General features: G+C 73.6%; 20 protein-coding genes, 3 tRNA genes and 1 pseudogene. 11 read left to right on the plus strand and 13 right to left on the minus strand.

Going from position 1 to position 21617, the window contains the following annotated elements; translation table 11 throughout:
• Both ACZ50K_RS26235 and ACZ50K_RS26240 read right to left on the minus strand, forming a co-directional pair.
• The gene (locus tag ACZ50K_RS26235) at nucleotides 1-3543 is read right to left on the minus strand and encodes a PAS domain-containing protein (protein ID WP_468907437.1); all 3543 of its coding nucleotides are present in this window, start codon (nucleotides 3541-3543) and stop codon (nucleotides 1-3) included.
• Nucleotides 3544-3662: 119 nt separating this feature from the next.
• Nucleotides 3663-4100, minus strand: coding sequence for an SSI family serine proteinase inhibitor (locus ACZ50K_RS26240; protein WP_468907439.1), 438 nt, complete (start codon nucleotides 4098-4100; stop codon nucleotides 3663-3665).
• A gap of 178 nt (nucleotides 4101-4278) precedes the next feature.
• On the opposite strand from ACZ50K_RS26240, the gene ACZ50K_RS26245 reads away from it, so the two are divergent.
• The 10 genes from ACZ50K_RS26245 (at nucleotide 4279) to ACZ50K_RS26290 (ending at nucleotide 13146) form a co-directional block, all read left to right on the plus strand.
• Nucleotides 4279-4369 (plus strand) — tRNA-Ser (locus ACZ50K_RS26245).
• 236 nt (nucleotides 4370-4605) lie between these two features.
• Nucleotides 4606-4678: transfer RNA gene (locus ACZ50K_RS26250), tRNA-Arg, on the plus strand.
• A 76-nt stretch (nucleotides 4679-4754) separates the two neighbouring features.
• Complete coding sequence (locus ACZ50K_RS26255; protein WP_468907441.1) at nucleotides 4755-5189, plus strand: Lrp/AsnC family transcriptional regulator; 435 nt, start codon at nucleotides 4755-4757, stop codon at nucleotides 5187-5189.
• Nucleotides 5186-6064: a DUF2797 domain-containing protein gene (locus tag ACZ50K_RS26260; protein ID WP_468907443.1), complete on the plus strand. Its 879-nt coding sequence runs from the start codon at nucleotides 5186-5188 to the stop codon at nucleotides 6062-6064. Before ACZ50K_RS26255 ends, ACZ50K_RS26260 begins: the two co-directional genes overlap by 4 nt.
• A gap of 88 nt (nucleotides 6065-6152) precedes the next feature.
• A complete protein-coding gene (locus tag ACZ50K_RS26265; RefSeq protein ID WP_468907445.1) occupies nucleotides 6153-6515 on the plus strand; it encodes an antibiotic biosynthesis monooxygenase family protein in 363 nt (120 codons plus the stop codon).
• Nucleotides 6499-7395 carry an amidohydrolase family protein gene (locus ACZ50K_RS26270; RefSeq protein WP_468907447.1) on the plus strand — a complete coding sequence of 299 codons (897 nt, stop codon included), beginning with the start codon at nucleotides 6499-6501 and terminating at the stop codon, nucleotides 7393-7395. Before ACZ50K_RS26265 ends, ACZ50K_RS26270 begins: the two co-directional genes overlap by 17 nt.
• 112 nt (nucleotides 7396-7507) lie before the next feature.
• Entirely contained in the window at nucleotides 7508-8266 is a 759-nt protein-coding gene (locus ACZ50K_RS26275; protein ID WP_468907448.1) for a response regulator transcription factor, read from the plus strand.
• A complete protein-coding gene (locus ACZ50K_RS26280; RefSeq protein WP_468907450.1) occupies nucleotides 8266-9774 on the plus strand; it encodes a sensor histidine kinase in 1509 nt (502 codons plus the stop codon). The genes ACZ50K_RS26275 and ACZ50K_RS26280 overlap by 1 nt, the downstream gene beginning before the upstream one ends.
• A 25-nt stretch (nucleotides 9775-9799) precedes the next feature.
• Nucleotides 9800-11068, plus strand: a complete 1269-nt coding sequence (locus tag ACZ50K_RS26285) for a bifunctional glycosyltransferase family 2/GtrA family protein (RefSeq protein WP_468907451.1) — start codon at nucleotides 9800-9802, stop codon at nucleotides 11066-11068.
• Complete coding sequence (locus ACZ50K_RS26290; RefSeq protein ID WP_468907453.1) at nucleotides 11065-13146, plus strand: ArnT family glycosyltransferase; 2082 nt, start codon at nucleotides 11065-11067, stop codon at nucleotides 13144-13146. Before ACZ50K_RS26285 ends, ACZ50K_RS26290 begins: the two co-directional genes overlap by 4 nt.
• 62 nt (nucleotides 13147-13208) lie before the next feature.
• Here the strand turns inward: ACZ50K_RS26290 and ACZ50K_RS26295 are convergent.
• Together ACZ50K_RS26295 and ACZ50K_RS26300 are read right to left on the minus strand one after the other, a co-directional pair.
• Nucleotides 13209-14744 (minus strand): annotated as a pseudogene (locus tag ACZ50K_RS26295) (MDR family MFS transporter); the annotation flags it as partial.
• Nucleotides 14745-14848: 104 nt separating this feature from the next.
• Nucleotides 14849-15262: a MarR family winged helix-turn-helix transcriptional regulator gene (locus ACZ50K_RS26300; RefSeq protein ID WP_468907454.1), complete on the minus strand. Its 414-nt coding sequence runs from the start codon at nucleotides 15260-15262 to the stop codon at nucleotides 14849-14851.
• A gap of 118 nt (nucleotides 15263-15380) precedes the next feature.
• Here ACZ50K_RS26300 and ACZ50K_RS26305 point away from each other — a divergent pair, with 118 nt between their 5' ends.
• Nucleotides 15381-15614 carry a hypothetical protein gene (locus ACZ50K_RS26305; RefSeq protein ID WP_468907456.1) on the plus strand — a complete coding sequence of 78 codons (234 nt, stop codon included), beginning with the start codon at nucleotides 15381-15383 and terminating at the stop codon, nucleotides 15612-15614.
• A 49-nt stretch (nucleotides 15615-15663) separates the two neighbouring features.
• Here ACZ50K_RS26305 and ACZ50K_RS26310 read toward each other — a convergent pair whose 3' ends face one another.
• From ACZ50K_RS26310 to ACZ50K_RS26350, 9 genes are all read right to left on the minus strand, one after another.
• Nucleotides 15664-16485 (minus strand): hypothetical protein, encoded by an 822-nt coding sequence (locus ACZ50K_RS26310; protein WP_468907458.1) that lies wholly within the window; start codon nucleotides 16483-16485, stop codon nucleotides 15664-15666.
• A 113-nt stretch (nucleotides 16486-16598) separates the two neighbouring features.
• Nucleotides 16599-17447, minus strand: a complete 849-nt coding sequence (locus tag ACZ50K_RS26315) for an RNA polymerase sigma factor SigF (RefSeq protein ID WP_468907460.1) — start codon at nucleotides 17445-17447, stop codon at nucleotides 16599-16601.
• Nucleotides 17448-17666: 219 nt separating this feature from the next.
• Nucleotides 17667-18509 carry an RNA polymerase sigma factor SigF gene (locus ACZ50K_RS26320; protein ID WP_468907461.1) on the minus strand — a complete coding sequence of 281 codons (843 nt, stop codon included), beginning with the start codon at nucleotides 18507-18509 and terminating at the stop codon, nucleotides 17667-17669.
• A 261-nt stretch (nucleotides 18510-18770) separates the two neighbouring features.
• The gene (locus ACZ50K_RS26325; RefSeq protein ID WP_468907463.1) at nucleotides 18771-18932 is read right to left on the minus strand and encodes a hypothetical protein; all 162 of its coding nucleotides are present in this window, start codon (nucleotides 18930-18932) and stop codon (nucleotides 18771-18773) included.
• A gap of 366 nt (nucleotides 18933-19298) precedes the next feature.
• Entirely contained in the window at nucleotides 19299-19586 is a 288-nt protein-coding gene (locus tag ACZ50K_RS26330) for a hypothetical protein (protein ID WP_468907464.1), read from the minus strand.
• 153 nt (nucleotides 19587-19739) lie between these two features.
• A tRNA-Ser gene (locus tag ACZ50K_RS26335) sits at nucleotides 19740-19826 on the minus strand.
• 99 nt (nucleotides 19827-19925) lie between these two features.
• The gene (gene tadA, locus ACZ50K_RS26340) at nucleotides 19926-20354 is read right to left on the minus strand and encodes a tRNA adenosine(34) deaminase TadA (RefSeq protein ID WP_468907567.1); all 429 of its coding nucleotides are present in this window, start codon (nucleotides 20352-20354) and stop codon (nucleotides 19926-19928) included.
• A 131-nt stretch (nucleotides 20355-20485) separates the two neighbouring features.
• Nucleotides 20486-21055 (minus strand): tRNA adenosine deaminase-associated protein, encoded by a 570-nt coding sequence (locus tag ACZ50K_RS26345; RefSeq protein ID WP_468907569.1) that lies wholly within the window; start codon nucleotides 21053-21055, stop codon nucleotides 20486-20488.
• 235 nt (nucleotides 21056-21290) lie between these two features.
• The gene (locus ACZ50K_RS26350) at nucleotides 21291-21482 is read right to left on the minus strand and encodes a hypothetical protein (RefSeq protein WP_468907571.1); all 192 of its coding nucleotides are present in this window, start codon (nucleotides 21480-21482) and stop codon (nucleotides 21291-21293) included.
• Between the last annotated feature and the right edge of the window lie 135 nt (nucleotides 21483-21617).

A 21617-nucleotide genomic window follows, 5' to 3' on the forward strand; every position in this document is an offset into this window, starting at 1 on the left:
CTAATTCGTACCGATCTTGGCCAGCAGGTCCACGATGCGGCCCTGGACCTCCTCGGTGGTGGACCGCTCGGCGAGGAAGAGCACGCTCTCCCCGGAGGCGAGCCGCGGCAGTTCGGACTCCTCGATCCCGGCGGTCGTGTAGACGACCAGCGGGGTCCGGTTCAACAGCCCGTTGGCACTCAGCCAGTCCACGATCCCGGCCCGCCGCCGCCGGACCTGCATCAGGTCCATCACCACGAGGTTGGGCCGCATCCGGGCGGCCAGTTCCACGGCGTCGGTGTCCGCGCCGGCCCGGCCCACCTGCATGCCGCGCCGTTCCAGGGCTGCCCCCAGGGCGGCGGCGATGGCGTCCTTCTCCTCGATCAGCAGCACCCGGGAGGGGTGCTGCTCGCTGTCCCGGGGGGCGAGGGCCTTGAGGAGCACCGCGGGGTCCGCGCCGTACGCCGCCTCCCGCGTGGCATGACCCAGCCCGGCGGTGACCAGCACCGGCACCTCCGCGGCCACCGCGGCCTGGCGCAGCGACTGCAGGGCGGTGCGGGTGATCGGCCCGGTGAGCGGGTCGACGAACAGGGCGGCGGGGAACGCCGCGATCTGTGCGTCCACCTCCTCCCGGGAGTGCACGATCACGGGCCGGTAGCCGCGGTCGCTGAGCGCCTGGGTGGTCGCCACGTCCGGCGCGGGCCAGACCAGCAGCCGGCGCGGGTTGTCCAGCGGCTCCGGGGGCAGCTCGTCGTCCACCGGCTGCGGTACGGGCCGGTTGACCACCTCGACGGCCCCGCCCGGGCCGTCCAGCGGCTCGGGCCCCTCGGCGGCACCCGCGGCCGGGGCCCCTATGGCGAAGGCCCGGCCCTGCGGCGCGGGCTCGGCGAGCCGGCGGCGCCGCCCCGACCCGCTGGCGGCCGTGCCGTCGGCGGCGGGCTCCACGCTGATGCCCTGCCCCAGGGTGCGGACGCTGATGGACTGCGGACGCCCCTCCTGCGGCTGCCGGGCCGCCGGTACGGAGGCGGAGCCGGACCCGGCCGGATCGTCCTCGGGGGCGGTACGCGCGGCCGGTACCGGCCAGGTGCTCGCGGGCGGGGTGCTGCCGGGCGGTGCCGTGCTCCCGGGACCGGCGGCCGGAGCGCCCGGTACCGGTCCGGGGCCGGTCCCCGGCAGGGCGCGGCGGCGGCCGGTGGGCTGGTGCGCCTGGGCCGGGGTGTGCTCGCCGGGCACGGCGTTCTCCCCGGCGCTCTCGTGGGTCTCCTCGGTCTCGGGGCTGCCGAGCACCCGCCGACCGCGCCGCCCACCGGGCGGGGCCACCGGGCCGGCCGGCCCCGCCGGGGCACCGGTCGCGGAAGGTCCCGCGGAAGGCCCCGCAGAAGGTCCCGCGGAAGAGCCGGAAGAGGGGGAAGCGGAACCGGAAGGAAGGCCGGGAGCCGATCCGGCGGTCGGCGGGACCGGAACCGAGGGCCCGGCGGGCAGCGGCCGGGCAGGGCCGCCGACCGGCGCCGTACCCAGGGCAGGACCGGTGGCCGGCCCCGCCGGCCCGGCTCCGGAACCGGCCTGGACGCCCTGGCCGGGCACCGGCCCGGGACCCAGCTCGGGACGCTCCTGGCCCAGCGCCCGGCGCCGCCCGCCCGGAGCCTCGCCGCCCGGGACCGGCCCGGAAGCGGAACCGGCGGCCCCGGACGGGGCGGCGGGGGAAGCGGAAGCGGGAAGGGCCGGCAGCGCGGGAAGTGCCCGCTCGTCGTCGCCGTCCCGGCCCCGCCGCCGCCCGGTACCCAGACCGGCCGGGTTCACCGGGGACTGCGCGAGCTCGGGGCCGGAGTGCCGCTCCACGGCCGCGCCCGCGGCCTGCCCGGCCGCGCCCTCCGGACCGGGGCCCTGTCCGGCGGCCCGCCGGCGCCCCGAGGGCAGCGCGAGGGCACCGCCGGCCTCCTCGCCGCCGGGCCGGGCCTCCTCCTCGTCCAGGAAGGCGTCCACACCGCGCCGGGCCCGCCGACCGGAGCCGGGGCCGCCGGATCCGCCCGGGGCCGGACCGCCGGAGCCCTCCGGGCCGCCCGGGGTGCCCGGTTCCGGGTCAGGATCCGGCTCGGGCAGGGTCACCGTGCCGGCCCCCGAGCCCAGCGGCAGCTCCAGGACGAAGGCCCCGCCGGGTGCGCCCGGCACCTCCACGGTCTGGAGGACCCCGCCGTGCGCGGCCACGATGCCCCGCACGATCGGCTCGTGCACCGGGCTGCCGCCCTCGTACGGTCCGCGGACCTCGATCCGTACCACCTCGCCGCGCTGCGCGGCGGCGACCACGATCGTCGAGTCCGTGTAGCCGCTGCCCGCGGGCGTCTTGCCGGTGGCGTCCACCCCGGCCACGTCGGCGATCAGATGGGCGAGGGCGGTGGCGATCCGCCGCGGGTCCACCTCGGCCTCGATGGTCGGCGCGTGCACCGCGAACTGGGCCCGGCCCGGGCCGATCAGCTCGACCGCCCCGTCCACCCCGGCCGCGACCACCCCGTCGATCAGCACGGCCCGCTTGGTCAGCTTGTCGGCGCCCGCGTCCAGCCGCTGGTAGCCGAGCACGTTGTCGACCAGCGTGGTCATCCGGGAGTACCCGGCGGCCAGGTGGTGCAGCAGCTGGTTGGCCTCCGGCCACAGCTGGCCGGCGTCGTCCGCGGCCAGGGTCGCGAGTTCCCCGCGCAGCTCCTCCAGCGGTCCGCGCAGCGAGTCGCCGAGCACCGCCAGCAGCTGGGAGTGCCGGGCGGCCAGGGCGTCGTAGGGCCGCCGGTCGGTGAAGGTCATCACGGCGCCGACCAGCTGCTCGCCGTCCCGCACCGGGGAGGTGGTGAGGTCCACGGAGACCGGCTGGCCGCCCTTGTTCCACAGCACCTGGCCGCGGACCCGGTGCTTGCGTCCGCTGCGCAGGGTGTCGGCGAGCGGGGACTCGTCGAAGGGGAAGGGGGAGCCGTCGGCGCGGGAGTGCTGGACCAGGCCGTGCAGTTCGCGGTTGCCGAGGTCGGTGGCCCGGTAGCCGAGGATCTGGGCGGCCGCCGGGTTGACCAGCACCACCCGTCCGTCGGTGTCGGTGCCGACCACGCCCTCCGCGGCGGCCCGCAGGATCATCTCGGTCTGGCGCTGCGAGCGGGCGAGCTCCGCCTCGGTGTCGACGGTGCCGGAGAGGTCCCGTACGACCAGCATCAGCAGTTCGTCGCCGGTGTAGGAGTGGTTCGGCTCGCGGTAGGCGTCCCGGCCGTCCAGGCTGGCGCTGGTGACCTCGACGGGGAACTCCGAGCCGTCGGTCCGGCGGGCCGTCATCCGGGTGGGCTTGGTCCGCAGGTCCGCGTCGTCACCGGGGCGCCGCATGGAGCCGGGGATCAGCTTGGAGTCGAATTCGGGCAGCAGGTCGAGCAGACCGCGGCCCACCAGACCGGTGCCGGGGCTCTCCATGACGTCGAGCGCGATCGAATTGGCGTTGACGACGGTGCCGTTCGCGTTGACGAGCAGCAGCGCGTCCGGCAGTGCGTCGAGTATTGCTGCGAGGCGAGCAGCGCCTCGGGATGGCCTGCTGCTCACGACGAGCTTCCTCCCTGACCACGACTACTGGCATGTCACGGGAGGAGTCTAAGGGCACGTTCCTCGCGGGGGACGGCGGATCGGCGGCCCGGTCCTGAGGGCCGCGTCATCCTCCCAGGTCAGGAACGCGCACTCGGAAGCACAGGTTCCAGGTTGCGCCAGCGGTTGATCTCGCAGCCGTTCCTCCGGTCGAAGGCGGCGTCGATCTCCCTTCCGCGCCAGGTCCCGGTGATCCGGGCGATGGCCGGACCGCCGTCCTGGTGGGTGCAGATCTCGTCGGCACCGACCGGCGCGAAGGGGTCCCGGCCGGCGTCGGCGAGGTTCTTCAGCCGGGCGCAGGCCCGCTTGGCCTCCGGGTGGGTCCCGCCGACCGGGTCGCACTCCAGGCCGTACGTGCCGTTGGCCGCGCGGGAGGGGCCGTTGTGCTCCACGGTGACGGTAAGCCGGTCGGCGCGGACCGGGGGCGGCGAGAGCAGCCCGCCCAGCGGCAGCGGCGGGAGCGGTCCGGCGGCCGCGAAGGCCAGGGCGGAGCCGGCGGCGAGGGTGGCGAGACGCAAGGGGACCTCCAGGTCGGTGGTTCGTCTGCCCAACGAGATCCGGGCCGGGACGTTCCGGTGACGGTGGTCGAAAGGCTTTGCCCTGGCGGCGTCGCGCCTTGTACCGTGGGAGCGGATTGGTGAGCGGCCCCGAGGCTGTGTCATCATCTGCACGCACCCTCGTACGCGGGGGTGTGCTGGAGGCGTCGCCTAGTCCGGTCTATGGCGCCGCACTGCTAATGCGGTTTGGGGCTTACACCCCATCGAGGGTTCAAATCCCTCCGCCTCCGCTCGTGTGATCACCGATGCCCCGGTCCGCAAGGACCGGGGCATCGGTCGTTCAGGGCGGGTCCCCGGCCGGGTCCGGGCGGCTGCGGACGTCTCCCGGGCACAGTTCCGGAACCCCCGCCAGAAGCCTGTTTTCGCAGGTCAGAGGCGGTTTGGATAACGGATTTCGCGTCACGGCGAGGTCCATGTATTGTTGTTCTCGCAAGGCCAACGGGGCGAAAAACCCCGGGAAGCACAAGCACTCGTAGCTTAACGGATAGAGCATCTGACTACGGATCAGAAGGTTGCAGGTTCGAATCCTGCCGAGTGCACAGCCCAAGAGGCCCCCCGGTTCACCGGGGGGCCTCTTGCGTTGCCGTCCGGGCGAGGTCCAGTGGAGGAAAGATCATGGATGGTATCGATCGGGCGATCCTCGGGCGGCTGCAGCAGGACGCCGGGCAGTCGTACGCCGTGCTCGGCGCGGCGGTCGGGCTCTCGGCGGGGGCCGCGCACGAACGGGTCCGCAAGCTGAGGGAGCGCGGGGCCATCCGCCGCACCACCGTGGACGTGGACCCGGCCGCCGTCGGCAGCGGGGTGCTCGCCTTCGTGATGGTGGACTCCAACGCCTGGATGGGGGACTCCGCCGAGGACTTCGCGGCCATCGCCGAGATCCAGGAGGCGCACATCATCGCGGGCAGCGCCTCGGTGCTGGTCAAGGTGCGCACCGCGAGCACCGAACAGCTCCAGGACGTGCTGCGGCGGCTCTACGCCATCGACGGGGTGAGCGGGACCCAGGCGACGGTGGCGCTGGAGACCTTCTTCGAACGGCCGCTGCCGCTGTGATCTGGCGGTGCACCGGACCGCGTTGGAGCGAGGGGCGGCCCGGTATCGGCTGGTACGCCGAGGGCCGCCCGGAACGCGTCAGCCCGCTGGCCTACGGGCAGCGGCTCGCCTTCACCGCCGTCGGCGAACGCCGCTGCCTGGGGGTGCGGCGGGCCGGCCGGCGGACCCCCTGCCCCACCGCCGCGCCGGTGCCCGAGCGCGCCGGGTCCGCGCAGTGCCCCGAGTGCGCCCGGCTGGACCGGTCGTTCTCGGTGGCCGCCGACACCAACGCGGCCGACCCGCGCCCCTACCGGGTCTATCTGGCCTGGTTCGGGCCCGGCCTGGTCAAGGTGGGGATCACCGCCGAGGAGCGGGGCCCGGCCCGGCTGCTGGAGCAGGGCGCGGTGACCTGGAGCTGGCTCGGCCGGGGGCCCCTGATGGCCGCCCGGCGCACCGAGGAACTGCTCCGGGCCGCTCTGGGAGTGCCCGACCGGATCGCGTACGCGCGCAAGCGGGCCGTACGGCACCGGCTGCCGGACCCGGCCGGGCGGGCCCTGGAGGTGACCGGACTGCACCGGCGGGCGGCGGAGCTGGCCGGCTGGCCCGAGTCCCTGGAACGGCTTCCCTGCCGGGTGGTGGACCATGCCGGGCCGTTCGGACTGGCCGCGCTGCCGCGCCCGGACCGGCGGGCGGAGCGGATGACCGCGGGCGGTACGGTCGCCGGTCTGCTGGCCGGCGCGGCCGGCCCGGACCTGCACTTCGCCGACGGCCTGGTGGTGGACTCCCGGCTGCTGGCCGGCTGGGTGCTGACCGCCGCCGGACCGCAGGCCGTGGGCAGCGTGCCCGTGGTCGCCGTGGACGGGGACCCGCCGGTGGAGCAGACCGGACTGTTCTGAACCGGGAAGGTCAAATCTTGGATCCCTTCGCGATCTCGGGGGCCTTCGCGGTGGACAGCGGACCGGCCTCGGCCGGAGGGTGGTGGGCATGAGCATCCAGCCGATCGCGGCCTTCGAACCGCCTTATCTGATGGCCGTATTCACCTCCACCCGGGCCTCGGGGGACACCGGCTCCGAGGCCGGGGACGACACGGAATACGCCGAGACCTCGGCCCGGATGGAGGCCCTGGTCGCCGAGAACCCCGGCTACCTCGGCCACGAGAACGCGCACACCCCCGGCGGGCTGAGCATCACCGTCGCCTACTTCCGGGACGAGGACTCCCTCACCGCCTGGCGGACCGATCTGGAGCACCGGGCGGCCCAGGCCCGGGGCATCCGGGAGTGGTACCAGAGCTACACCCTGCACATCGCCACGGTGGAGCGGAGCCACGGCTTTGTCCGCGGACGGTGACGCGGAGCGCACGGCGGCCGCGGTCCGCGCCCTCGCCGGCCGGCTCGGGGTGCCCGGCCTGGTGGACGTCCACACCCACTTCATGCCGGAACGGGTGCTGGACAAGGTGTGGGACTACTTCGACGCCGTCGGCCCGCTGACCGGAGTGCCCTGGCCCATCACCTACCGGCACGAGGAGGAGCAGCGCGTCGCCCTGCTCCGCGCCTTCGGGGTCCGCGCCTTCACCTCCATGCTCTACCCGCACAAGCCGGCCATGGCCGCCTGGCTCAACTCCTGGTCCGCCGGGTTCGCGGCCCGGACCCCCGACTGCCTGCACACCGCCACCTTCTTCCCGGAGGAGGCGGCGGCCGGCTACGTCCGGCGGGCGGTGGAGGGCGGCGCCCGGGTGTTCAAGGCGCACCTCCAGGTCGGCGGCTACGACCCCAACGACCCGCTGCTCGACCCGGTGTGGGGGCTGCTGGCCGAAGCCCGGATCCCCACCGTGATCCACTGCGGGTCCGGACCGGTCCCCGGCAAGCACACCGGCCCCGAACCGGTCGCCCGGCTGCTCGCCCGGCACCCCCGGCTGCCCCTGGTGATCGCCCACATGGGGATGCCCGAGTACGAGGACTTCCTCGGCCTCGCCGAACGCCACCCCGAGGTCCGCCTCGACACCACCATGGCCTTCACCGACTTCTCCGAGCGGTTCACCGGGTTCCCGCCCCGGGCCCTGGGGAAGCTCGCCGCACTGGGCGACCGGATCCTGCTCGGCACCGACTTCCCGAACATCCCCTACCCCTACGAGCACCAGCTGGACGCCCTGGAGCGGCTGGAACTGGGCGACGACTGGCTGCGCGCGGTCTGCCACGACAACGGGGCCCGGCTCTTCGGCCTGCACTGAGCCGTTTCCCCAGGGACGGCCTTCCCCGGCCGCCGGGCCCGCCGCCGGTTTCTCAGGAGATTCACAGAAATCGGCAATCGGGCTCTCAGAGGCGCCGGGAACCGTTGACGCCATGACTGCGACGACCACCTCCCACGCGTCCGTCCAGGCCGGGGCCCTGGTCCGCCCGGACGGCGGCCCCTGCCGGATCCTCGTCGTCGACGACGAGGCCCCGCTGTCCGAGCTGCTCTCCATGGCCCTGCGCTACGAAGGCTGCGAGGTGCGCAGCGCCGGTGACGGTGCCGCCGCGCTCCGGGCGGCCCGGGAGTTCCGTCCCGACGCGGTGGTCCTCGACATCATGCTCCCGGACATGGACGGGCTGGCCGTCCTCGGGCAGCTCCGCCGGCAGTTCCCGCACGTCCCGGTGCTGTTCCTGACCGCCCGGGACTCCGTCGAGGACCGGATCGCCGGCCTCACCGCCGGCGGGGACGACTACGTCACCAAGCCCTTCAGCCTGGAAGAGGTGGTGGCCCGGCTGCGCGGGCTGATCCGGCGCTCCGGGGCGGCCCAGGCCGCGCGCGGCGGATCCGTCCTGGTCGTCGGGGACCTCCGGCTGGACGAGGACAGCCACGAGGTCACCCGGGACGGTACGGAGATCCGGCTGACCGCCACCGAGTTCGAGCTGCTGCGCTTCCTGATGCGCAACCCGCGCCGGGTGCTCAGCAAGGCGCAGATCCTGGACCGGGTCTGGTCCTACGACTTCGGGGGCCAGGCCAATGTGGTCGAGCTCTACATCTCCTATCTGCGACGGAAGCTGGAGAGCGGACCCGGCCGCAGCCCGATGATCCACACCCGGCGCGGGGCCGGCTATCTGATCAAGCCGGGGGAGTAGTGGCCCGGCGGCCGTTCCGGCGGCGCCCCTGGTCCCTGCGGACCCGGCTGGTGGTCGCGGCGGTCGCCCTGATCGCCGTCGTGGGGGCGGCGATCGGAACGGTCACCACCCTCGCCCTGCGCTCGTACCTGATGAACCAGCTGGACGGGCACCTCCGGACCTCGGTGGAGATGTTCCACCGGGGACCGGCCGGCCGGGCGGGCCGACCGGTCCCCGACACCGGGCTGGTCAGCCTGCCGCCGGGCACCCCGCTCGGAACCGCCGGGATCCGGCTGGACTCCTCGGGGAAGGCCGTGGAGGCCGCCCGCACCGTCCCCGAGGAGCAGCCCGACCGGGACCACCGGGCCGCCCTCACCCCCGCCCAGACCGAGTCCCTGGCAGCGGCCGCCCGGGACTCCGGCGGAACCCCGGTGGACCGGGAGCTCCCGGGACTGGGCCGCTACCGGGTGCTGTCCGGGGCCGACGGCTCCCTGGCCCTGGCCTTCCCGCTCGACACCGTGGACTCCACCGTCACCACCCTGATCGCCGTGGAGGTCTGTGTCACCCTCGCCGGACTGATCGCGGCCGGACTGGCCGGACAGGCCCTGGTCGGAGTGGCCCTGAGGCCCCTGCGGCGGGTCGCCGCCACCGCCACCCGGGTCTCCGAACTCCCCCTGCACAGTGGGGAGGTCGCCCTCCTCGAACGGGTCCCGGAGACCGAGGCGGACCCCCGGACCGAGGTCGGACAGGTCGGAGCGGCCCTCAACCGGATGCTGGGACACGTCGGTTCGGCGCTCAGCGCCCGCCAGGACAGCGAGACCCGGGTCCGCCAGTTCGTCGCCGACGCCAGCCATGAACTGCGCACCCCGCTCGCCTCCATACGCGGCTACGCCGAACTGACCCGGCGCGGACGGGAGCAGACCGGCCCCGACACCCGGCACGCCCTGGCCCGGATCGAATCCGAGGCCACCCGGATGACCGGACTCGTCGAGGACCTGCTGCTCCTGGCCCGGCTGGACTCCGGCCGGCCGCTGTCCCGGGAGGACACGGATCTGGCCCCGCTGGTCGTGGACGCCGTCAGCGACGCCCGGGCGGCCGGCCCCGAACACCACTGGCGGCTCGAACTCCCCGAGGAGCCCGCGCCGGTGCACGCCGACACCGCCCGGATCCACCAGGTGCTGGTCAACCTGCTGGCCAACGCCCGGACCCACACCCCGCCCGGGACCACCGTCACCGCCCGTGTTTCACGTGAAACAACCACCGTCCGCCTCCGGGTCGAGGACGACGGACCCGGGATCCCGCCCGCACTCCTCCCCCATGTCTTCGAACGCTTCGCCCGCGGCGACGCCTCGCGCTCCCGGAACGCCGGGTCCACCGGGCTCGGACTGGCCATCGTCCAGGCCGTGGTCACCGCCCACGGCGGCCGGGTGGAGGTCCGCAGCACCCCCGGGGACACCCGCTTCGAGGTCCTGCTCCCCACGGCCGCACCCGGTTCACAGCCCTGCCACAGGCCCACCACACAGCCGTGACAGCCCGGCCCACGAGGGTCGGAGCATGCCAACCGACACCTCTCCGGCCGCCGGAGCCCTCCCGGCCCGGGCGCCGCTCGCCGCCCGCCCCGGCGAGCCCGTACTCGACGTGGCGATCCCGGTCTACAACGAGGAACGGGACCTCGGGCCCTGCGTCCGCCAGCTGCACGAGCACCTGACCCGGACCTTCCCCTACCCCTTCCGCATCACCATCGCCGACAACGCCAGCACCGACCGCACCCCCGAGGTCGCGGCCGCCCTGGCCCGCGAGATCGCCGGGGTCCGCAGCGTACGACTGGAGCAGAAGGGCCGCGGCCGGGCCCTGCGGACGGTCTGGTCCCGCTCCGAGGCCCCCGTCCTCGCCTATATGGACGTGGACCTCTCCACCGACCTCAACGCCCTGCTGCCCCTGGTGGCCCCGCTGATCTCCGGCCACTCCGACCTCGCCATCGGCACCCGGCTGGCCCGCTCCTCCCGAGTGGTCCGGGGCGCCAAGCGGGAGCTGATCTCCCGCGCGTACAACCTGATCCTGCGCTCCTCCCTGGCCGCCCGCTTCAGCGACGCCCAGTGCGGGTTCAAGGCCATCCGCCGGGAGGTGGCCCAACGGCTGCTCCCGCTGGTCGAGGACACCGACTGGTTCTTCGACACCGAACTGCTGGTGCTCGCCGAACGGGCCGGACTGCGCATCCACGAGGTGCCGGTCGACTGGGTCGACGACCCCGACTCCACCGTCCACCTGCTGCGGACCGCCACCGAGGACCTGAAGGGGGTCTGGCGGGTCGGCCGGGCCCTGACCGTCGGAGCCCTCCCGCTGGACCGGCTGGCCCGGCCCTTCGGGGACGACCCCCGGGACCGCACCCTGCCCGGAGTGCCGGGCGGACTGGCCCGCCAGCTCCTCGGGTTCTGCGCCGTCGGCCTGGTCTCCACCCTCGGCTATCTGCTGCTCTACAGCCTCTTCCGGCTGGGCGCCGGGGCACAGACCGCGAACGCGGCCGCCCTGCTGCTCTCCGCGATCGGCAACACCGCCGCCAACCGCCGCCTCACCTTCGGGGTCCGGGGCCGCGAACGGGCCCTGCGCCACCAGGCCCAGGGGCTGCTGGTCCTCGGCATCGGACTGGCCCTGACCGCCGGCTCGCTGGCCGCCCTGGCGGCCGCCACCGACCAGCCCGCCCACGGCACCGAACTCGCCGTGCTCATCACCGCCAACCTCGCCGCCACCGTACTGCGCTTCCTGCTCTTCCGGGCCTGGGTCTTCCCCGAACGCCCGGCCCTCCCCCCGAAGGACACCCGATGACCACGGACCGACCCCGCTGGGAGCGCCCGGCCCTTGCCGCGCTGCTGCTGGGCACCGCCGTACTGCTGCTCTGGAACCTGAGCGCCTCCGGCTACGCCAACTCCTTCTACTCCGCCGCCGTCCAGGCGGGCAGTGAGAGCTGGAAGGCCTTCTTCTTCGGCTCCTCGGACGCCGGGAACTCCATCACCGTGGACAAGCCGCCCGCCGCACTGTGGCCGATGGCCCTCTCGGTCCGGATGTTCGGCCTGGGCTCCTGGCAGATCCTGCTGCCCCAGGCCCTGATGGGGGTGGCCACCACCGCGGTGCTGCACGCCTCGGTACGGCGGCAGTTCGGGGCCGGGGCGGGCCTGCTGGCCGGCACGGTCTTCGCGCTGACCCCGGTGGCCGCGCTGATGTTCCGCTTCAACAACCCGGACGCCCTCCTCACCCTGCTGCTCACGGTCACCGTGTACTGCGTGCTGCGGGCCCTGGAGGGGGCGCACACCCGCTGGCTGGTCTGGGCGGGGGTGGCGATCGGCCTGGGCTTCCTCACCAAGACCCTCCAGGCCTTCGTGATCCTGCCGCCGCTGGCACTGCTGTACGCGGTCTGCGCGCCGACCCGGCTGCGCCGCCGGCTGGGCCAGCTGGGGCTGGCCGGGCTGGCCGCGGTGCTGGCCGGCGGCTGGTGGGTGGCCGTGGTGGAGCTGTGGCCGGCGTCCTCCCGGCCCTATGTGGGCGGGTCCCAGAACAACTCCTTCCTGGAGCTGACCTTCGGCTACAACGGTCTGGGCCGGCTGAACGGCGAGGAGACCGGCAGCGTGGGCGGCGGACCCGGTGGAGCCGGGGGTCCCGGCGGGGGTGGTGGCGGCGGGCGCTGGGGGGAGAGCGGGATCGGCCGGCTGTTCTCCGAGCAGGTCGGCGGCCAGATCTCCTGGCTGCTGCCCGCCGCGCTGGTCCTGCTGGTGGCCGGTCTGGTGATCACCTGGCGGGCCCGGCGGGCCACCGACTCCCTGGAGGGGATGGCCCGCGCGGCCTTCCTGGCCTGGGGCGGATCCCTGCTGATCACCTGCGCGGTGTTCAGCTGGATGCAGGGGATCTTCCACGAGTACTACACGGTGGCCCTGGCACCGTTCGTGGCCGCGCTGATCGGCATGGGCGCCTCGGTGCTCTGGGAGGAACGGCACGGACGGGTCGCGGCCGGGGTCCTGGCGGGCACGCTGGCACTGACGGCCTGGTGGTCCTACGTCCTGCTGGGGCGCTCGCCGGACTACCTGCCCTGGCTGCGCTGGGCGGTTCCGGCCGCCGGAGCGTTGGCGGCGGCCGGTCTGCTGACCGCCGGGCGGTTCGGCCGCCGGGCCACCCGGGCGGCGGCGGGGCTGGGGCTGGCGGCCGCGCTGGCGGGACCGTTCGCCTACTGCCTGAGCACGGTGGCCACCGGGCACACCGGCTCGATCGTGACCGCCGGCCCGGCGACCGGCAGCGGCGGACCGGGCGGCCGGGGCCCGGGGATGTTCCGCGAGGGCCGGTTCGCTCCCGGCCAGGGCCAGTCCCCGGCGCAGGGCCAGGGACAGGGGCCGGGCCAGGCACCGGGCCAGGGTCAGGGTCAGGGTCTAAGGCAGGGGCCCGGTGGCGGCGGGGCACGCCCGCCGGGCGGCCCCGGAGCCTCCTACGGCACCCCCGACAGCCGTGGCGGCTTCGGCGGCGGCGGTGGCGGGGCCATGGGCGGGCTGCTCGACGGGGCCCGGGTGGACTCCGAGGTCACCGAGCTGCTCCGGCGGGACGCGGACCGGTACACCTGGGCGGCGGCCGCCGTCGGCGCGCAGAACGCGGCGAGCTACCAGCTGGCGACGGGCCGGCCGGTGATGCCGGTGGGCGGGTTCAACGGCAGCGACCCGTCCCCGACCCTGGAGCGGTTCCAGGAGTACGTGCGGGACGGCCGGATCCACTACTGGGTGGGCTCGGGCGGCTCCGGCGGCCGGGGCGGCGGTCCGGGCGGGGGCGGCAGCAGCGCCATCTCCGAGTGGGTGGCCGCGCACTACACCGCGGTGACGGTGGGCGGGGTGACCCTGTACGACCTGACGGCCGCGCCCTCCGCCTGACCGGCCCGGGGGTTCCGCCGCGCGGAACCCCCGGGCCGGCCGGGTCCGGAAGGGACGGGCTACGCGGCGGGTTCCTTCGCCGCGGCGGGCTCCGGCGCCGAGTGGGACTTCAGGGCGACCTCCTTGATGAAGACCACCAGCAGCAGGGCCACCAGGGCGGTGGGGGCCGCGTAGAGGAAGACGTCGCCGACTCCGTGCCCGTACGCCGCCTCGATCACCGTGCGGAACGGCTCCGGGAGCTTGTCGAGGTCCGGGATGCCGCCCCCGCCGGTGCCGCCGTGGCCCAGCGCCGCGGCCTTCGGGCCCAGCGCGGACAGTCCGTCCTTGACGTAGCCGGTGACCTGGTGCGCCATCAGGGCGCCCAGCGCGGAGACGCCCATGGCGCCGCCGAGGGAGCGGAAGAAGGTGACCACCGAGCTGGCCGCGCCAAGGTCCTCCGGGGCCACCTGGTTCTGGGTGGCGAGGACCAGGTTCTGCATCATCATGCCGAGCCCGAGGCCGGTGAGGGCCATGAAGACGGCGATGTGCCAGTAGGGGGTGTCGTGGCGGAGGGTGCCGAGCAGGCCCAGACCGGCCGTCAGGAGCACACCGCCGGAAACCAGCCAGGCCTTCCAGCGGCCGGTCCTGGTGATGACCTGCCCCGACACGGTGGAGGAGACGAACAGACCGCCGATCATCGGGATGGTCAGCACCCCGGACATGGTCGGGGACTCGTCGCGGGCCAGCTGGAAGTACTGGCTGAAGAACACCGTGCCGGAGAACATGGCCACGCCCACGAACAGCGAGGCGGCCGAGGCGAGGCTGATCGTCGGGTTGCGGAACAGCCGCAGCGGGATGATCGGGTCGCTGGCCCGGGACTCGACCAGGACGAAGGCCAGGCCGAGGAGCAGGGCGCCGCCGCTCATGGTCCAGGTCTGCCAGGAGATCCAGTCGTAGGAGTCGCCGGCCTGGGTGACCCAGATGAGGAGCAGGGAGACGGCGGCGCTGATCAGGCCGGCGCCCAGCCAGTCCACCTTGACCTCGCGGCGGACCACCGGCAGGTGCAGGGTGCGCTGGAGGACGATCAGGGCGATCACGGCGAAGGGCACGCCCACGTAGAAGCACCAGCGCCAGCCGAGCCAGGAGGTGTCGGTGATGACCCCGCCGAGCAGCGGTCCGCCGACGGTGGCGACGGCGAAGACGGCGCCGAGGTAGCCGCTGTAGCGGCCGCGTTCGCGCGGGGAGATCATGGCGGCCATCACGATCTGGGCGAGGGCGGAGAGGCCGCCGACGCCGATGCCCTGGACCACCCGGCAGGCGATGAGCATCCCGGTGTTCTGGGACAGGCCGGCGACCACCGAGCCGAGCACGTAGATGACCAGGGATATCTGGACCAGCAGCTTCTTGCTGAAGAGGTCGGCCAGCTTGCCCCAGAGCGGGGTGGCGGCGGTCATCGACAGCAGGGCGGCGGTGACCACCCAGGTGTAGGAGGACTGGGTGCCGCCGAGGTCGGTGATGATCTGCGGCAGGGCGTTGGAGACGATCGTGGACGACAGGATCGCCACGAACATGCCGAGCATCAGCCCGGACAGGGCCTTCATGATCTGCGGGTGCGTCATGGGGGCGGGGCTGTCGGGGGCGGGGCTCGCGGGTCCCGGCAGGCCGTCTCCCCGCACACCGGTGGGTGTGGTCGTAGCCATGTGAGTCCTTCGGGTCTCGGGTGTCAGAAGCTCGATCGGAGCCGTGCCAGCAGGGTGTTCAGTACGGAGATGTCCTCGGTGGACCAGTCGGCCAGCGCCCGTTCGAGCGCGGCCGTGTGACGGGCGCCGAGCTCGGCGAGGAGCAGGCGGCCCGCCGGGGTGAGCCGGAGGATCCGGCAGCGGCCGTCGCCCGGGTCGGGCTCCCGGTGGATCCAGCCGCGTTCGGCGACATGGGTCACGTGCCGGCTGGTCACCGAGATGTCGACGGCGAGCAGCTCGGAGAGCCGGCTCAGCCGCATCTCGCCGTGCCGGTCGAGCACGGTGAGGACGGCGGCGGCGCCGGGCGGGCAGTCGGCGGGCAGGGTCCGCGCGAGTTCGCGCTTGACCGCGCCGATTCCGGTGAGCTGGCGGGCCAGCTCCTCGTAGTGGACCGGCACGCCGCACCCTCCCCATCTTGTTGCTTCGAGCAACCATAGGATCAGATGGTTGCTACAGGCAAATGAATCTGGGCACCGGGCGGTAAAGGAAAAGGAAAACCCGCTAGGGTCCTGGACCATGGCCGCACACGACAACTCACAGGGCCCCGAGGGCAACTACGACCCCGCGGGCAGCACCCAGATGTTCCGCGCCTTCGTACACGAGGGCGCGGGCGACCCGGCGGGGCCGGCGGCCCCGGGAGGCCGGGCCCGTGCCCGGCAGGAATCCGGGTCGAAGTCGATCAGCTGGATCGGTTTCGGCATCGGCATGATCCTGCTGGTCGGCGCTGTCGCCTGGCTGGCGCTCCGCTAGAGCGCCCCGGCCGGAGCCCCCGCCCGGACCGGACCCGGCCCGACCGGGCTCACTTCCAGACGGCCGTGACCTCGCGGGTCTCGATGTGCCAGCCCCAGGGCACCCGCCAGGACTCCACGCACACCGTGTGGGTGGCGGTCCGGGCCGCTCCGGGCGCCAGCGGGGCGGCCGTCAGCGGCTGGCTGGTGCTGACCTTGCCCCAGTCCAGGTCCAGCGCGTTCCCCAGGATGTGCACGGTGAAGGTCACCGTGCCCGAACGCACCGCGGTGCCACCGGTGTTGGAGAAGCGGACCGAGACCTTCTCGCACCACCGCTCACCCGTGGCCGCGCGCACCGGAGCGCCCAGCACCAACCGGGCCGGGGTCGCCGGCGGAGGCGGTTTGGCGGGACCGGTCGGCGGTTTGGCGGGCGGTACGGACGGCGGATCCACGGGACCGGTCGGCGGTACGGCCGGCGGGGTCGACGGCGGGCGCACGGGGCCGGTCGGGTCGCCGGGGCGCGCCGGGGCAGAGGGGCCGCCGGGGTCGCCCGGGGCCCGCGGCGGAGCGGTGGCGCCGGGCGGCACCGCCCCCGGGCCGTCCTCGGCGCCGGGCGGGCCGTTCTCGGAGTCCGGCGGGACGGTGGGATCCGTGCCCTCGCCTTCCGTGCCGTCACCTTCCGGGGCGGCGGCGCTCCCGGAACTCCCCGGCCGGGGCAGCGGCTGGTACTCCACCGGCCCCTTGGGCGGCACGGTCTCGCCCGCGGCCCGCTCCGGGCCGGAGCCCACCGCGCCGACCGCCACGAAACCGTCACGGGACGGACCGCCGCAGCCGGTCAGAACGGCTGCGGCGGTCGCCCACGCGGTCAGCAGGCCCAGCGCTCCCCTTCGCATCGCGCCAGTGTTCCTGACGCCACGTCAAATCACCAGGGGGGGTGCGGGCCCGCTCACCGGAACCGCCGGCGGGGACTGCCCGCAGTGACTGCCCGTGGGGGCTGCCCGTGGGGCTACTCGCCGATGAGTCCCTGGCGGAGCTGGGCCAGGGTGCGGGTCAGCAGCCGGGAGACGTGCATCTGGGAGATGCCGACCTCCTCGCCGATCTGCGACTGGGTCATATTGGCGAAGAACCGCAGCATGATGATCTGCCGTTCCCTGGGCGGGAGTTTGGCCAGCAGCGGCTTGAGGGACTCGCGGTACTCGACCCCCTCCAGCGCGGTGTCCTCGTATCCCAGCCGGTCGGCCAGCGAGCCCTCGCCGCCCTCGTCCTCCGGGGATGGGGAGTCCAGCGAGGAGGCCGTGTAGGCGTTGCCGACCGCCAGCCCGTCGACCACCTCCTCCTCGGACACGCCCAGTACGGCGGCGAGTTCGGGCACCGTGGGCGACCGGTCCAGCTTCTGGGCGAGCTCGTCGCTGGCCTTGGTCAGGGCCAGCCGCAGTTCCTGGAGCCGGCGCGGGACCCGGACGGACCAGGAGGTGTCGCGGAAGAACCGCTTGATCTCGCCGACCACGGTCGGCATCGCGAACGTCGGGAACTCCACCCCGCGTTCGCAGTCGAAGCGGTCGATCGCCTTGATCAGGCCGATGGTGCCGACCTGGACGATGTCCTCCATCGGCTCGTTGCGGCTGCGGAACCGGGCCGCCGCGTACCGCACCAGCGGGAGGTTGAGCTCGATCAGGGTGTCGCGTACGTAGGCCCGGTCGGTGCTGTCCGGGTCCAGTGCGGCGAGACGCTGGAAGAGGGAGCGGGAGAGGGTGCGGGTGTCGATGGCTTCCGAGCGGTCAGACGCCGCAGGTGCGGTCGGAGCCTCGCTCTTGACGAGCGTGAGCACCTTGGAGCTGCCCTGGTCTACGGACATGCCACCCCCTTGAGGTCGCGGACGGTCGCGGCTGGCGTCCGTCGGAGGAACGCAGCCTCCACCTGAATACCGGAGGCGGGGCTGCGGCAAACGCGGTTCCAGCAGAATGTCACATGTCGGCAACACGCTGTAGCGCCAAGTCGACATATCTGTGCAGCGACAGACCGGTATGCGCCCGGTCTGTCGGGAAACGCGTCAGGCGATCTCCACCCGTTCCGGTTACGCCTCGATCCTGTTTGCGGATCGGAGTCGAGCGAAGCTCCGGGCGAGCAGCCGGGAGACGTGCATCTGGGACACCCCGAGCTCCGCGCTGATCTGCGACTGGGTCAGATTGCTGTAGTAGCGCAGCAGTAGGATCCGCTGCTCGCGCTCGGGCAGTTGCACCAGCAGATGCCGGACCAGGTCCCGGTGTTCGACCCCGGCGAGCTCGGGGTCCTCGTAGCCGAGCCGGTCGAGCAGCCCGGGCATCCCGTCGCCCTCCTGGGCGGCCTCCAGCGAGGTCGCGTGGTACGAGCGGCCGGCCTCGATGCAGGACAGCACCTCGTCCTCGCCGATGCGCAGCCGCTCGGCGATCTCGGGGGTGGTGGGGACCCGGCCGTGCAGGGTGGTGAGGTCCTCGGTGGCCGCGTTCACCTGCACCCACAGCTCGTGCAGCCGGCGCGGCACGTGGACGGTCCGCACGTTGTCCCGGAAGTACCGTTTGATCTCGCCGACCACGGTGGGCATGGCGAAGGTCGGGAACTGGACCCCGCGCTCCGGGTCGAACCGGTCGATGGCGTTGATCAGCCCGATGGTGCCGACCTGGACCACGTCCTCCATCGGCTCGTTGCGGCTGCGGAAGCGGGCGGCCGCGTACCGGACCAGCGGGAGGTTGGCCTCGATCAGCGCCCCGCGCACCCGGTTGTGCTCGCTGGTGCCCGGTTCCAGCCCCTTCAGCTGCCCGAACAGGACCTGGGTGAGGGCCCGGGTGTCGGCGCCACGGCCCTGCGGCCGGGCGGCGATCGGGGGGTCCTGCAGAGGTTCCTGCTGGGGCGGCACCTGAGGCGCAGTACTGGCCGGCAAGGTCACGCCACCCCTATCGATGTCCGCTCGGTTTCGATTCGACCGAGTCGCCCGTTTCATGCGTCAAAAGCGGTCATAGCATCACAAGACATGTGCACTGTGTGCAAGCACCGTATATTGCCGTGTTGAGGGCAAGTTGGGACATTTGGCGGCTATGCTCGGAGCTCCGGTTCGGATACGCGGAAAACCCCCCACCTGTCGCAGTGGAGGGTGCGGAAGAGCGTGAAGAGCATGCCGAACGAACCGGATCGGCGTACGGGTTCAGTTCACCAGTTCGGTCATGAACTCACCGATTGCTTTGGCGGCATCCGATATGCCCTGAAAGCCCAGTTCCACCATCTCGGCGGCACGCTTCGGCTGGGTGATGATGACGAACAGGACGAACACGGTAAGGGCGCCCGTGATGAGCTTTCTGGTGTCCACGAGCGGTTTCGGCCTCCCCTGCCGGTCCTGCGAACTCGGAGGAGTCTAACCGCTCGGGTTCGATCACTCACCCGGTCTTTAAGGACCTACGACCCGTCATCTGGGGCCCTTCGCCGCGTGATCCCCGGCCCGTTCAGGCGCAGGATTGTTGTCGAGCCCACCGGTTCTGGCAGGAAACCGGGGGGCAGGGACAGGACCTCACTGCGGGGTCCGAGCCGCAAGCTTCCCCCCTGACTGCGGCCCGGACTGGCAGGTTCCGTCCCCGTCGGGGGAAACGGCTTGTCCCCCCGATGCCGTTTCCCCCGCCCCGCGTGCGAAGGCCCCGACCCCCGGTCGGGGCCTTCTGCGCGTTACCGGACGGCGCCGTTACTGGACGGCGCCGGCCAGGCCCAGGACCGGCTGGAGCGGGTCGATGACCGGGGCCAGGTGGTTGGGCAGGTTCATCAGCTCGCCGGCCTGGTTGAGCTGGTTGAGCTGGCCGCCGATCTCCTGGACGGAGGTGGGGCCGGCGGCGGCGGGCATGCCGGGGGCGGCCTGCGGGAGGTCGGGGAGGGTGAGCGGGGCCACCGGCAGGGCGGAGGCGGCGGGGGCGGCGAGGCCGGCGGCGGCTCCCGCGAGGGCGATGGCGGCGAGCATGCGCCGGGTCGTGTTCATGCCGTCTCAACGCGGCACCGGCCGCCCCGGTCACGCGCCACCGCCCGTACGGCGCCACGGCGGGGGGTGCCGTACGGCCGTGACGGTGGTGCCGACCGGCCCCGGAAACGCCTGGAGCCCCGTCCCTTGCGGGGCGGGGCTCCAGGTCCAGAGCGGTAGCGGTGGGATTTGAACCCACGGATAGCTTGCACCATCACACGCTTTCGAGGCGTGCTCCTTCGGCCGCTCGGACACGCTACCGAGAGAGAGCTTAGCCCAAAGAGGCCCGTGCGCCGAAATCCGTATGCCGTCCGGGCCGGGAGCGGGCGGGGAGTGGGCGGGAAGCGGGCGGGGAGTGGGTCACAGCCCGCGGAAGAACTCCGTCAGCTGCCCGGCGCACTCCTCGGCCAGCACGCCGCGGATCACCTCGGGCCGGTGGTTGAGCCTGCGGTCGCGCACCAGGTCCCAGAGCGAGCCGGCGGCGCCGGCCTTCTCGTCGTCCGCCCCGTAGACCACCCGGGCGATCCGGGACTGGACCAGGGCTCCGGCGCACATCACGCAGGGCTCCAGGGTGACGACCAGGGTGCACTCCGGGAGCCGCCAGGAGCCGAGCTCCGCGGCGGCCCGCCGGAGGGCCAGTACCTCGGCGTGCGCGGTCGGGTCCCCGGTGGCCTCGCGCTCGTTGTGGCCGGCGGCGAGGAGCCCGCCGTCGGGGCCGAGCACGAGGGCGCCGACCGGTACGTCACCGGCCGGCACCGCCCGGGCGGCTTCCGCCAGCGCCCGGCGCATGGCGTCCCGCCACGGGTCCCGCAGGGGATCGGGACCGCGCGCGTCCTTCCTGTGGTGCGAGTGGTGCGGGTCGTGCGCGTGATGCCTGTCGTGCGGGTGATGCGAGTCGTGCGAGTCGTGCGGGTGGGTCACTAGCGAACGGTCTCCAGCACATCGGTGGCGCCCAGTGCCTCGGCGAGGCCGCCCAGGGCGTCGTCTTCGAGGGCGACCAGCGCCCTGCGGTTCACTCCGAGGTCGGCGAGCAGGTCCAGGTCGCCGAGCGGTCCGTCGGGGGCCGGGTCGGCGCCCGCCCGGGCCGCACCGGCTTCCGCGCCGGTGTCCGGTTCTTCGTGGTCGAGGTCCTCCTCCTCGAAGGCGGCGACCGCCTCCTCCTCGCCGTCCTCGGTCCCGTCGAGGTCCAGCTCGTCGAGTTCGTCGTCCTCGTCGCTGCCGAGCAGTTCCTCGGTGAGCATCGAGCCGTACGAGCTGCGAGCGGCCGCCGCGGCGTTCGAGACGAAGATCCGGGGGTCGTCCTCACCGTCGATCCGGACGACGCCGAACCAGCCGTCCTCCTGCTCGATGAAGGCGACCACCGTGTCCTCGTCCACCGCGGCGTCGCGGGCGAGATCGGTCAGATCGGTCAGGGACTCGACGTCGTCGAGTTCCAGGTCGCTCGCTTCCCACCCGTCTTCGGTGCGCGCGAGCAGTGCGGCGAAGTACACCGTGACTCTCCCACTGGTCATAGGCGTGATGCCGGTTGGAGGTCCCCCCGGCCGGAGGCTGAGGGGTGGACGGACATTGACGCGTGCCGGTTCATGCCCCGCCCCATCGGCATCGTGGCAGAAACGGAGGCTTTGCGAGAGGTCTTCCGCGCTTGCGTCGTGCCGCGCCGCGCGCGTCGCGGGTGCCCGGAGGGGCCGCGAGCGGGTCGGCAGGGCCGTCGGGGCGGGCCCCGGGTCACCAGCGGAAGGTACGCATCCGCATCTGCTGGCGCATGCGGGCGGCCCGGGCGCGCCGCGGCTGGACCCGGTCGCGCAGTTCGCGGGCCTCGTTCAGCTCGCGCAGGAACTGGGCCCGGCGCGCCCGTCGCTGGGCGCTGGTCTCGGGCTCCTCGTCCTGTGTGCTCCCGCTCGGCTGCCGGTCGGGCATCGTCTCGGGCATCGGCCACCGTCCATGGCTGGTCCGTCGTCCTCCTCCGCGTCGCGAAGCAGACCCCCCCTGCCCCCACCTTCCCCCGGACGGCCGGATTGATGCCACTGCCGGGCCGGTCTCACAGGGCGGTCG

Source organism: Streptomyces sp. NPDC033845, assembly GCF_055576225.1.

Bases quoted from the DNA above. Each gene is read 5' to 3' on its own strand.
- ACZ50K_RS26255 (WP_468907441.1), top strand. From the start codon at position 4,755: ATGGATGGTATCGATCGGGCGATCCTCGGGCGGCTGCAGCAGGACGCC.
- ACZ50K_RS26265 (WP_468907445.1), top strand. From the start codon at position 6,153: ATGAGCATCCAGCCGATCGCGGCCTTCGAACCGCCTTATCTGATGGCC.
- ACZ50K_RS26275 (WP_468907448.1), top strand. From the start codon at position 7,508: ATGACTGCGACGACCACCTCCCACGCGTCCGTCCAGGCCGGGGCCCTG.
- ACZ50K_RS26285 (WP_468907451.1), top strand. From the start codon at position 9,800: ATGCCAACCGACACCTCTCCGGCCGCCGGAGCCCTCCCGGCCCGGGCG.
- ACZ50K_RS26290 (WP_468907453.1), top strand. From the start codon at position 11,065: ATGACCACGGACCGACCCCGCTGGGAGCGCCCGGCCCTTGCCGCGCTG.
- ACZ50K_RS26305 (WP_468907456.1), top strand. From the start codon at position 15,381: ATGGCCGCACACGACAACTCACAGGGCCCCGAGGGCAACTACGACCCC.
- ACZ50K_RS26310 (WP_468907458.1), bottom strand. From the start codon at position 16,485: ATGCGAAGGGGAGCGCTGGGCCTGCTGACCGCGTGGGCGACCGCCGCA.
- ACZ50K_RS26315 (WP_468907460.1), bottom strand. From the start codon at position 17,447: ATGTCCGTAGACCAGGGCAGCTCCAAGGTGCTCACGCTCGTCAAGAGC.
- ACZ50K_RS26330 (WP_468907464.1), bottom strand. From the start codon at position 19,586: ATGAACACGACCCGGCGCATGCTCGCCGCCATCGCCCTCGCGGGAGCC.
- tadA (WP_468907567.1), bottom strand. From the start codon at position 20,354: ATGCGCCGGGCGCTGGCGGAAGCCGCCCGGGCGGTGCCGGCCGGTGAC.
- ACZ50K_RS26350 (WP_468907571.1), bottom strand. From the start codon at position 21,482: ATGCCCGACCGGCAGCCGAGCGGGAGCACACAGGACGAGGAGCCCGAG.